General features: G+C 71.4%; 7 protein-coding genes. 4 read left to right on the top strand and 3 right to left on the bottom strand.

The annotated features are described in order from the left end of the window. Positions 1-103: 103 nt before the first annotated feature. Positions 104-334 carry a tetratricopeptide repeat protein gene (locus ACFVT2_RS39720; RefSeq protein ID WP_390026410.1) on the top strand — a complete coding sequence of 77 codons (231 nt, stop codon included), beginning with the start codon at positions 104-106 and terminating at the stop codon, positions 332-334. A 585-nt stretch (positions 335-919) separates the two neighbouring features. Here the strand turns inward: ACFVT2_RS39720 and ppdK are convergent. Both ppdK and dusB read right to left on the bottom strand, forming a co-directional pair. Further along, the gene (gene ppdK / locus ACFVT2_RS39715; protein ID WP_390026366.1) at positions 920-3613 is read right to left on the bottom strand and encodes a pyruvate, phosphate dikinase; all 2694 of its coding nucleotides are present in this window, start codon (positions 3611-3613) and stop codon (positions 920-922) included. A 1034-nt stretch (positions 3614-4647) separates the two neighbouring features. Next, positions 4648-5784, bottom strand: a complete 1137-nt coding sequence (gene dusB, locus ACFVT2_RS39710) for a tRNA dihydrouridine synthase DusB (protein WP_390026363.1) — start codon at positions 5782-5784, stop codon at positions 4648-4650. Between the two features lie 65 nt (positions 5785-5849). On the opposite strand from dusB, the gene ACFVT2_RS39705 reads away from it, so the two are divergent. Beyond that, a complete protein-coding gene (locus ACFVT2_RS39705) occupies positions 5850-7307 on the top strand; it encodes an MFS transporter (protein ID WP_390026361.1) in 1458 nt (485 codons plus the stop codon). 36 nt (positions 7308-7343) lie between these two features. On the opposite strand, the gene ACFVT2_RS39700 is transcribed toward ACFVT2_RS39705, so the two are convergent. Further along, on the bottom strand, positions 7344-8312 hold the full coding sequence (locus ACFVT2_RS39700) for a helix-turn-helix transcriptional regulator (RefSeq protein ID WP_390026359.1): 969 nt from the start codon (positions 8310-8312) through the stop codon (positions 7344-7346). Positions 8313-8401: 89 nt separating this feature from the next. On the opposite strand from ACFVT2_RS39700, the gene ACFVT2_RS39695 reads away from it, so the two are divergent. Continuing rightward, complete coding sequence (locus ACFVT2_RS39695; RefSeq protein WP_390026356.1) at positions 8402-9880, top strand: MFS transporter; 1479 nt, start codon at positions 8402-8404, stop codon at positions 9878-9880. A gap of 168 nt (positions 9881-10048) precedes the next feature. Next, positions 10049-11053: an aldo/keto reductase gene (locus tag ACFVT2_RS39690; protein WP_390026354.1), complete on the top strand. Its 1005-nt coding sequence runs from the start codon at positions 10049-10051 to the stop codon at positions 11051-11053. The last annotated feature ends 254 nt before the right edge of the window (positions 11054-11307 follow it).

Raw genomic sequence — 11307 nt, 5'->3', positions numbered from 1 at the left:
CACCCCGACACTCTCGTCGCTCGTTCCAACGCGGCCTACCGGCGGGGGGGAGGCCGGAGATGCAGCGGGGGCGGCGACCGCGTTGGCCAAGCTGCTTGCGGACATGCTGGGGGTGTTGGGCCCGGACCACCCCCACACTCTCACCGTGCGCTCCCACCTTGCTTCCTTTCGGGGCGAGGCCGGGGATGCGGCGGGGGCGGCGCTCGCGTTCGCTGAGCTGCTCCAGGACACCGAGCGTGTGCTGGGCCCCGACCATCCCCACACACACGTTGCCCATTCCAACGTCGCCCACTGGAAGAGCAGAGCCGGTGGCCACGACCAGACTGCGGAATGACGATCGTTCGCGCGGCAAAGACCGGCCGGCGACCCATGCACAGGGCGCCAGCTGAGCACTGTGCGTTCTCAAGACTCAGTTCTCGACTTCACAGAGTCCCTGGGGAGGCGGTCAACACCTCCCCAGGGGTGCTGGTGGACGCCCGCCGTTGGGTCGGATCAGAAGGGAAAACGGAAGCGGCCTTGCTGGGCGATACCGCCCCTCGCGACACATTCTCGTTCGGGATCGCATCGTGCCGCACGTTGGCTACGCCCCGTGGCCAATCGGCTGGACGACCGTCGAGCAGATACGCCCCGGCCCGCCGCTCACCGCGACGGGCCGGGGCTTCGTGTGCCCTGTCTCCGCGCCACAGGGCACAACGAGGGCACAAGGACCAGGAAGACCCCGAAAACGACGGCAATCACTGCGAGTAGTTCCTGCACGTCAGGCGCCACATTCGGGGATCGTCACAGACCGCAAAACCGAGGGCGGCACCTCCGCACAGGTGCCGCCCTCGTTGGGGTGCCGGAGTGGGTGGCGGGCGTTGAGGGTCGCAGGGTGTGCCCGCCGCCGGTTCCGGGGGTGTGGGGGCTTGTGCCCCGAGGGTCAGCGGCTGTCGCTGCCCTGGGATTCGGCCGCCGCCCGGCCCGCTTCCAGTCGTGCGACCGGGATGCGGAACGGGGAGCAGGAGACGTAGTCCAGGCCGACCTCGTGGAAGAAGTGGACCGATTCCGGGTCGCCGCCGTGCTCGCCGCAGACGCCGAGCTTGAGGTCGGGGCGGGTGGCCCGGCCGGCCTCCGCGGCGCTGCGGACCAGGGAGCCCACGCCGTCCTTGTCGATGGTCTCGAACGGGCTGACGCCGAAGATGCCCTTCTCCAGGTACGCGGTGAAGAAGCTGGCCTCCACGTCGTCGCGGGAGAAGCCCCAGACGGTCTGGGTGAGGTCGTTGGTGCCGAAGGAGAAGAAGTCGGCGGACTCGGCGATCTGACCGGCCGTGAGGGCGGCGCGGGGCAGCTCGATCATGGTGCCGAGGGTGAGCTTGAGGTTGACGCCGCGGGCCTGCTCGACCTCGGCGATGACCTGCTCGGCCTCCTCGCGGACGATCTCCAGCTCCTGGACGGTGCCGACCAGCGGGATCATGATCTCCGCCCGGGGGTCGCCCTTGGCGTTCTTGCGCTCGGCGGCGGCCTCGGCGATGGCCCGCACCTGCATGGCGAACAGGCCGGGGATGACCAGGCCCAGGCGGACGCCGCGCAGACCCAGCATCGGGTTCTGCTCGTGCAGCTTGTGTACGGCCTGGAGGAGCCGGAGGTCGTTCTCGTGCTTCTCGTGGCGGGCCTCGGCGAGCGCGACGCGCACCGACAGGTCGGTGATGTCGGGCAGGAACTCGTGCAGCGGCGGGTCGAGGAGGCGGACGGTCACCGGCAGGCCGTCCATCGCCTCGAACAGCTCGATGAAGTCGGCCTTCTGGAGCGGCAGCAGCTCGGCGAGGGCGGCGTCCTTGTCGGCGTCGGTGTCGGCCAGGATCAGCCGCTCGACCATCTCGCGGCGCTCACCGAGGAACATGTGCTCGGTGCGGCACAGGCCGATGCCCTGGGCGCCGAACCGGCGGGCGCGGGCGGCGTCCTCGGCGTTGTCGGCGTTGGCGCGGACCCGCAGGCGACGGACCCGGTCGGCGTAGGCCATGACCCGGTGCACGGCCTGCACGAGCTCGTCGGCGTCGTCGGCACCGGCGTGCATCCGGCCCTCGAAGTACTCGACGACCGGGGACGGCACGACCGGGACCTCGCCGGCGTAGACCTTGCCGGTGGAGCCGTCGACGGAGACGACGTCACCCTCCTCGATGACGGTGCCGTCCTTGGTGGTCAGCTTGCGGGTCTTGGTGTCGACCTCCAGCTCCTCGGCACCGCAGACACAGGTCTTGCCCATACCGCGGGCGACGACGGCGGCGTGCGAGGTCTTGCCGCCGCGGGAGGTGAGGATGCCCTCGGCGGCGATCATGCCGTTGAGGTCGTCGGGGTTGGTCTCGCGGCGGATCAGGATGACCTTCTCGCCGGAGCGCGACCACTTGACGGCCGTGTAGGAGTCGAAGACGGCCTTGCCGACCGCCGCGCCCGGGGAGGCGGCGATGCCGCGGCCGATCAGCTCGGACTTCGCGTCCAGGTCGAAGCGGGGGAACATCAGCTGCGCGAGCTGCCCGCCGGTGACCCGCTGGAGGGCCTCGGCCTCGTCGATCAGGCCCTGGTCGACGAGCTGGGTGGCGATGCGGAAGGCGGCGCCGGCGGTGCGCTTGCCGACCCGGGTCTGGAGCATCCACAGCTTGCCGCGCTCGATGGTGAACTCGATGTCGCACAGGTCCTTGTAGTGCGTTTCGAGCGTTTCCATGATCTGCATCAGCTCGTCGTACGACGCCTTGTCGATCGACTCCAGGTCCGCGAGCGGGACCGTGTTGCGGATGCCGGCGACGACGTCCTCGCCCTGCGCGTTCTGCAGGTAGTCGCCGTAGACGCCCTGGTGGCCGCTGGCCGGGTCGCGGGTGAAGGCGACGCCGGTGCCGGAGTCGGGGCCGAGGTTGCCGAAGACCATGGAGCAGACGTTGACCGCGGTGCCGAGGTCGCCGGGGATGCGCTCCTGGCGGCGGTAGAGCTTGGCGCGGTCGGTGTTCCAGGAGTCGAAGACCGCGCGGACGGCGAGGTCCATCTGCTCGCGGGGGTCCTGGGGGAAGTCCCGGCCGGTCTCCTTGGTGACGATCTGCTTGAAGTTGTCGACCAGCGCCTGGAGGTCGGCGGCGTCCAGGTCGACGTCGACGGTGACGCCCTTGGTGTGCTTGGCGTCCTCCAGGGCCTCCTCGAAGAGTTCGCCGTCGACGCCCAGCACGGTCTTGCCGAACATCTGGATCAGGCGGCGGTAGGAGTCCCAGGCGAACCGCTCGTCGCCGGCCTGCGTGGCGAGGCCGGAAACCGACGCATCGGAGAGGCCGATGTTGAGGACGGTGTCCATCATGCCGGGCATGGAGAACTTCGCCCCGGAACGCACCGAAACCAGCAGGGGGTCGTCGGCCTGGCCGAGCCGCTTGCCCATCTTCTGCTCAAGGGCGGCGAGGTGCTCGGAGACCTCGGCACGGAGTGCCGCGGGCTCGTTGCCGCTCTCCAGGTAGACCTTGCAGGCTTCAGTGGTGATCGTGAAGCCGGGCGGGACGGGAAGCCCCAGGTTGGTCATCTCCGCGAGGTTGGCGCCCTTGCCACCGAGGAGGTCTTTGAGGTCCTTGTTGCCCTCGGTGAAGTCGTAGACGAACTTCACGGAAGAAGACTGGCTTACGTGGGGATCTTGTGTTTCCGGCACGGGTCTGACTCCTCGCCGACGGGCTGCCCTGACGGCGAGGAACATACCCAGATCGAAGGCGTATGGGTACGTCCACTTGGTCGACATACGTGCGTAACCCGGCGTCCGCCAGCAGATCCAATGTGATCATGCACTTCCACCATCGTTTACTACCTGAATGCATCATTGCGCTCCGCAGTCGCCTGGGCGGGCATCACTACGGAAAGCCATGTTTCACTTGATGGATTGAACGGATGGCGGGTGGCACCGGGTGCCACATTTGCGAGAGGTGGAGCCCACCCTCAAGTGCTCATCTGAGCGCAACCCCTATCAGGGGTGGCGAGAATCACGCGCTCATGTGTGACGCCGGTCCATCATTTGGACCCTCCGCCGCGATGTGATCAAGAAACGCGTCGACCGAAACGCGGGCCCGTTCCCGTACGGCGGACGGCTCGGCACGCGATCCGGCCACCCGCCGCTCCGGGTCGGCACCGGACCGCACCGGGAGCTCCGGATCGCCCCCGGCGAAGGGGACCCGCAGCACCTGCGGCGTTGGCTCCGGGAGGGCGTACCGGGAGGGCGTTCCGGGAGCGTCGCCCCGTGCGGCGAGAGGCGCGTGCCGAGCGTCGATCGGCGGCGGACCGACCACGGCGCACCGGGCGCCCGTATCAGGCCATAGTTCGCCGCCTGCGGGAACGTCACCTCGATGCCCGGGGTCGTATACCGAGCGGCCGGGGCGACCAGCGGCTCATCGGGCCACTGGCACCGCTCGGCCAGCCGCTCGCCGACGCGGCCGGCGGTGGACAGGGGGACGGGGGCCCGGGGGCGGGGGGACGGGCACGAGGACCAGGGTGCGCAGCGCCGTCACCGTCCCCCCGCGGTGCGGGCGTTGTGGCCCGCCGCGGGCCACGGCCTTCCGGTACTCATCGTCCGCAGGCTCGCCGCTGCGGCGCCCCGGCCCGGCCCGCTCGCGACGGCCCGCTCGCGACGGCCCGCTCGCGACGGTCCGGTCGTCAGCCGCCGGAGGTGTCCAGCTCGGCGTCCTCGCCGACGCCGACGCAGTCGTACGGGTCGCGCAGCCAGCCGTCCGGGAGCACCACGCGGTTGTTGCCGGAGGTCCGGCCGCGCGGGCCGTCGGCGCCGATCGGCCACGGCTGGTCCAGGTCGAGCTCGTGCAGCCCCTCCGCCAGCTCGGCCAGCGACGAGCTGATCGCCAGCCGCTTGCGCATCTCGGAGCCGACCGCGAAGCCCTTGAGGTACCAGGCGACGTGCTTGCGGAAGTCGATCACGCCGCGGGCCTCGTCGCCCAGCCACTCCCCGAGCAGGGTGGCGTGCCGCACCATGACGGCCGCGACCTCGCGCAGACCAGGTGCCTGGGGGGCGCCCGTGCCCTCGAAGGTGGCGACCAGGTCGCCGAAGAGCCAGGGGCGGCCAAGACAGCCGCGGCCGACCACGACGCCGTCGCAGCCGGTCTCCCGCATCATCCGCACCGCGTCGTCCGCGGACCAGATGTCGCCGTTGCCGAGCACCGGGATCTCCGGGACGTGCTCCTTCAGGCGGGCGATGGCGTCCCAGTCGGCGGTGCCGCCGTAGTGCTGGGCGGTGGTGCGGCCGTGCAGGGCGATGGCGGTGACGCCCTCCTCGACGGCGATCCGGCCGGCGTCGAGGTAGGTGAGGTGGTCGTCGTCGATGCCCTTGCGCATCTTCATCGTCACCGGCAGCTCACCGGCGCCGGTGACCGCCTCGCGGAGGATGGCGCGCAGCAGGTGCCGCTTGTACGGGAGGGCGGAGCCGCCGCCCTTGCGGGTGACCTTGGGGACCGGGCAGCCGAAGTTGAGGTCGATGTGGTCGGCCAGGTCCTCTTCGACGATCATGCGGACGGCCTTGCCGACGGTGACCGGGTCGACGCCGTACAGCTGGATCGACCGCGGACGCTCGCTGGCGTCGAAGTGGATCAGCTGCATGGTCTTCTCGTTGCGCTCGACCAGTGCCCGGGTGGTGATCATCTCGCTGACGAAGAGGCCCTTGCCGCCGCTGAACTCCCGGCACAGCGTCCGGAACGGGGCGTTGGTGATACCGGCCATGGGGGCCAGGACCACGGGGGGCTGCACCGTGTGCGGACCGATCTGCAGCGAACTCATGGTCCCCATTGTCCCGCACCCGGCCGGGGGCCCCGCCCGGGGCCGTCCGGGCCGGATCGTTGTAGCGTTCAACCATGCCTGACCTCAGCCGTCGGCGGCGTCTGCTCGTCCTGGCGATCTGCTGCATGAGCCTGCTGATCGTCAGCCTCGACAACACCGTCCTCAACGTCGCCCTGCCGTCGATGCAGCACGAACTGGGTGCCTCGGTCTCCGGGATGCAGTGGACGATCGACGCCTACACCCTGGTGCTGGCCTCGCTCCTGATGCTCGCCGGCTCGACCGCGGACCGCCTGGGCCGCCGCCGGGTCTTCATGGCCGGCCTGGTGGTCTTCTCGCTCGGCTCCCTGCTGTGCAGCCTGGCACCCGACCTGGGGTGGCTGGTGGCGTTCCGGATGGTGCAGGCGGTCGGCGGTTCGATGCTCAACCCGGTCGCCATGTCGATCATCACCAACACCTTCACCGACCCCCGGGAGCGGGCCCGCGCCATCGGGGTGTGGGGCGGGGTGGTCGGCATCAGCATGGCCGCCGGGCCGGTGATCGGCGGGCTGCTGGTGCAGAGCGTCGGCTGGCGCTCGATCTTCTGGATCAACGTGCCGATCGGCGCCCTGGCGCTCTTCCTCACCTCCCGCTACGTGCCCGAGTCCCGCGCCCCCCGGCCGCGCCGGGTCGATCCGGTGGGCCAACTGCTGGTGATCACGCTGCTCGGCTCGCTGACGTACGCGATCATCGAGGCCCCGGAGGCCGGCTGGACCTCGGCGGAGATCCTGGCGTTCACGGTGGTGGCGATGGTCTCCCTGGCCACCCTGATCGGCTACGAGCGGCGGCGCCGGGAGCCGTTGATCGACCTGCGGTTCTTCCACAGCGCGCCGTTCGGCGGCGCGACGGTGATAGCGGTCTGCGCATTCGCCGCGCTCGGCGGCTTCCTGTTCGTCAACACCCTCTACCTCCAGAACATCCGCGGCCTGTCCGCCCTGGACGCCGGCCTGTACATGCTGCCGATGGCCGGGATGACGCTGGTCTTCGCGCCGCTCTCCGGCCGGCTGGTCGGCAGCCGCGGCCCACGGCTTCCGCTCCTGCTGGCCGGCTGCGCGATGGCGGCCAGCGGCGCCCTCTTCGCGGCCTTCAACACCGAGTCGGCCCCCGCCCTGCTCTTCACCGGATACGTCCTCTTCGGCATCGGATTCGGCCTGGTCAACGCGCCGATCACCAATACCGCGGTGTCCGGCATGCCGCGCACCCAGGCGGGCGTCGCGGCGGCCGTGGCCTCCACCAGCCGGCAGGTCGGGCAGTCACTGGGCGTCGCGGTGATCGGCGCCGTACTGGCGGGCGGTGCACACGCCGGCGCCACCCGCCCCGAGTTCCTGGCCGCCGCCCACCCGGCCTGGTGGATCATCACCGGCTGCGGCGGCGCCATCCTCCTCCTCGGCGCCCTGACCACCGGCCGCTGGGCCGCGGCCACCGCCCAGCGCACCGCCGCCCTCTTCGAGGACGAGACGGCGCACGACCACAGCCGGGCGAGCACCGGCTCGTAACGACGCCCGGACCGGCCCTGCGGATCGTCCTGCGTCCTACGCGGTCGGCGCCACGGCCGCCGCGGGCACCGTCGTGCGCGCCAACTCCGCCAACTCCACGAGGCGCTCCCGGGACGCCTCGTCCACCGGCGTGTACGTGAGCACCTTCGAGCCGGTGTTGGGCCCCAGCCACAGATTGGTGCTGGTCAGCTGGAGGACGCCGACGACCGGGTGCCGGTAGACCTTGACCGCGCTGGTCGGCCGCTCGACCTCGTGCTGCGCCCATATCTCGCGGAACTCCGGCGACGCCTCCGCCAGCCGGGCCACCAGCGCCTTCCACCCCGGCTCCGCGATGTGCTCGGCCATCGAGGCGCGGAACTTGGCGGTCATCGTGCGGACCGTGGCCTCCCGGTCGACCAGGATCGCCCGCCACCCGGGATGGGTGAACGCCAGCCACATGCAGTTGCGGTCCTCGTCGGGCAGCGCGTCCAGGTCGCACATCAGCTGCCCGTAGGCGGTGTTGTAGGCGAGGATGTCGAACCGGCTGTTGTGGACGGCGGCCGGATACGGCGCGAGCCCGTCGATGATCTCCCGCAGCGCCCGGGGGATGCCGGTGCACTCCTTGCCCGGCAGCGGATCGACCGCCCCGGCCAGGGCGAAGAGGTGGCTGCGCTCGGCGCGGTCCAACAGCAGAGCGCGGGCGACAGCATCCAGCACCTGCGGGGAGACGTGGATGTCCCGGCCCTGTTCGAGCCAGGTGTACCAGGTGACGCCGACGGCGCCGAGCTGCGCGACCTCCTCGCGGCGCAACCCCGGTGTGCGGCGGCGGGTGCCGCGCGGCAACCCGACCTGCTCGGGGGTGATCCGCTCGCGCCGGCTGCGCAGGAAGGCGGCCAGCTCCACCCGCCGGACCGCGTCGTCGGCACGGTGCCCGGCGCCGCCCGCCGGCCCCGTCGTGCTCCTGGTGGGCATCGCCCCGGCACCCGGCTGGGCCGCCCTGACGGCCTCGGTCACATCCACGGTCATGGGTCCAGCCTGCCTCAGTACAAAGCCAGTTGCCAGGTAGCACTGATACCAGGATAAGGACACTCTGGTACCCGGCTGAGTAAGCCAGGATGCTCATCTCCGTGAGCGAAACCCCCATAGCCTCCACCATCCCCACCACCCCGTCCACCCTCCCGCCCGCAGCCGCCCCGACCCGCCCGACGGCCGCCCCGATGCTGACGCCGCTGGGCCTGCTGACCGTCCTGCTGGGCGCGGCCCTCCCGATGATCGACTTCTTCATCGTCAACGTCGCCCTGCCGACCATCGACCGCGATCTGTACGCCGGCCCCGCGATGCTGGAGATGATCGTGGCCGGCTACGGCGTCGCCTACGCCACCCTGCTGGTGCTCGGTGGCCGGCTCGGCGACATGGCCGGCCGGCGCCGGCTGTTCCTGTGGGGACTGGCCGCCTTCGGACTGACCTCGCTCGCCTGCGGGCTGGCCCCGGACGCCTGGACCCTGGTGGCCGCCCGGGTCGCCCAGGGAGCGGCGGCCGCACTGCTGCTGCCCCAGGTACTCGCCACCATCCAGGCCGCCACCACCGGCAAGCGGCGCGCCAAGGCCGTCAGCCTCTACGGCGGCACGGCCGGGGTCTCCAGCGCCGTCGGCCAGGTGCTCGGCGGGCTGCTGGTCTCGGTGAACCTGGCGGGCAGCGGCTGGCGCGCGGTGTTCCTGGTGAACGTCCCGATCGCCGCCGCGGCCTGGCTGCTCGCGGCCCGAACGGTGCCGGAGAGCCGCTCCCCGCACCCCAGCCGCGTGGACGGCGCCGGCACCGCCCTGCTCGCCACCGCGCTGATCACCCTGCTGCTGCCGCTGACCGAGGGCCGGGCCGCCGGCTGGCCCCTGTGGTCCTGGCTGCTGCTGGCCGTCTTCCCGTTCGCCGCCGCGGCGTTCGTGGCCGTGGAGCGCCGTGCCGAACGCACCGGCCGGACCCCGCTGGTGCCGCTCTCGCTCTTCCGCATCCCCTCCGTCCGCAGCGGCCTGACCATGATGGTCCCGTTCTCGCTGGGCTTCGGCGGCTTCATGTTCGTGGTGGCGGTCGCCCTCCAGAGCGGACTGCACTACGGGCCACTGGCCGCGGGCCTCTCGCTGCTCCCGCTCTGCGTCGCCTTCTTCCTCGCCTCGCTGGCCGGCCCCCGGCTGGTGCAGCGCTTCGGGCGCAAGGTGGTGATCACCGGCTCGCTGATCCAGGGCGCCGGACTCCTCGCCCTGGCACTGACCGTCCAGGCGGGCTGGCCCGCCATCCCGGTCGCCGCACTCGCCCCGAGCATGACCGTACTGGGCATCGGCCAGGGGCTGTTGCTGCCGGTGGTGATGCGGATCGTGCTGAGCGAGCTGCCGGTGGCGCAGGCGGGGGTCGGCGGCGGCGTGATGGTCACCACCCAGCAGTCGGGCCTGGCCCTGGGCGTGGCAACGCTCGGCACGCTCTTCCTCTCCCTGCTGCCCTCCGTCGGTATCCGTGACGCGCTCCTCGCCGCCCTGCTGACCCAGCTGGTGATCGTCCTGGGCACCACCCTGCTCGGCCTCCGCCTGCCCCGCACCATGCGCTGAGCTGCAACGAAGCCACCCCAAACACGGTCCGCCGGCACCCCCCTTCACCCTTACGAATGACAAATATTGAAATCTGTCAGCCGTCATGCGAAGCTGGATGCACAGCACGACGAGCCCCCGAGCTCGCCGGCCTCCCTCCTCCCACCCCTCTCCTCCCAGGAGCACGACGTGCAGACCCGCACCCTCGGCACCAGCGGCCCGCAGACCTCCGCCCTCGGCCTCGGCTGCATGGGCATGTCCGCCCTCTACGGCGACGCCGACCGCGCCGAATCCCTCGCCACCCTCCACGCCGCCCTCGAAGCAGGCATCACCCTGCTCGACACCGGCGACTTCTACGGCATGGGCCACAACGAACTGCTCATCAACGAAGCCCTCCGCACGGCCCCCGCCGCCTCCCGCGAAAAGGCCCTGACCAGCGTGAAGTTCGGCGCCTTGCGCACCGTCGAGGGCGGCTTCAGCGGATACGACGGCCGCCCCGCCGCGGTGAAGAACTTCGCCGCGTACTCCCTCCAGCGGCTGGGCACCGACCACATCGACATCTACCGGATCGCCCGCGTCGACCCCGACGTCCCGATCGAGGAGACCATCGGCGCCATCGCCGAACTGGTCGAGGCCGGCCACGTCCGCCACATCGGCCTCTCCGAGGTGAGCGCGGACACCCTGCGCCGAGCCGCCGCCGTCGCCCCGATCTCCGACCTCCAGATCGAGTACTCCCTCCTCTCCCGCGGCATCGAGGACGCGATCCTGCCCACCGCCCGCGAACTGGGCATCGGCATCACCGCATACGGCGTGCTCTCCCGCGGTCTGATCAGCGGCCACTTCAGCCGCGACCGCAAGCTGGCCGCCAACGACTTCCGCGGCATGTCCCCCCGCTTCCGGGGGGAGAACCTCGACCACAACCTCGACCTGGTCGACGCCCTCCGCAAGATCTCCGACGAGAAGGGCATCACGGTCGCCCAGACCGCCATCGCCTGGGTCCTCTCCCGCGGCGAGGACATCGTCCCCCTCATCGGCGCCCGCCGCCGCGACCGCCTGACCGAGGCCCTCGGCGCCCTCGACGCCCCCCTGACCCCCACCGACCTCACCGCCATCGAACAGGCCATCCCCGCCGGCGCCGCCGCCGGCGCCCGCTACCCGGCGGCCCAAATGTCCCACCTGGACAGCGAACGCTGACGGCTCCCCACGTTGTCGCTGCGCTTGGCTGGCCCCGCACGCTGTCGGCCGCCCCACCGCGGGAGTTCGCGTTCTTGCGCCCACGGCGCGGGTCCGCTGCCGGTCCGCTGCGCGGGGCTGGCTCGTACGTTGCCGGGTGCGGCGCCGTTTCGCCTGCGGCGAGCCGGGTCCGCTGCGCGGGCTGTTCGGCCGCGGTGCCGGGCCTGTGGGGTTGGGGTGTGCCGGACTGCTGCGCTTTACGTCCGGCACACCCC

The sequence above is a fragment of the Streptomyces sp. NPDC058000 genome (assembly GCF_042886435.1).
GTDB lineage: Bacteria > Actinomycetota > Actinomycetes > Streptomycetales > Streptomycetaceae > Streptomyces.
Note: the sequence above shows the minus strand (reverse complement) of the source record. Positions and strands in the feature narration are given on the sequence as shown.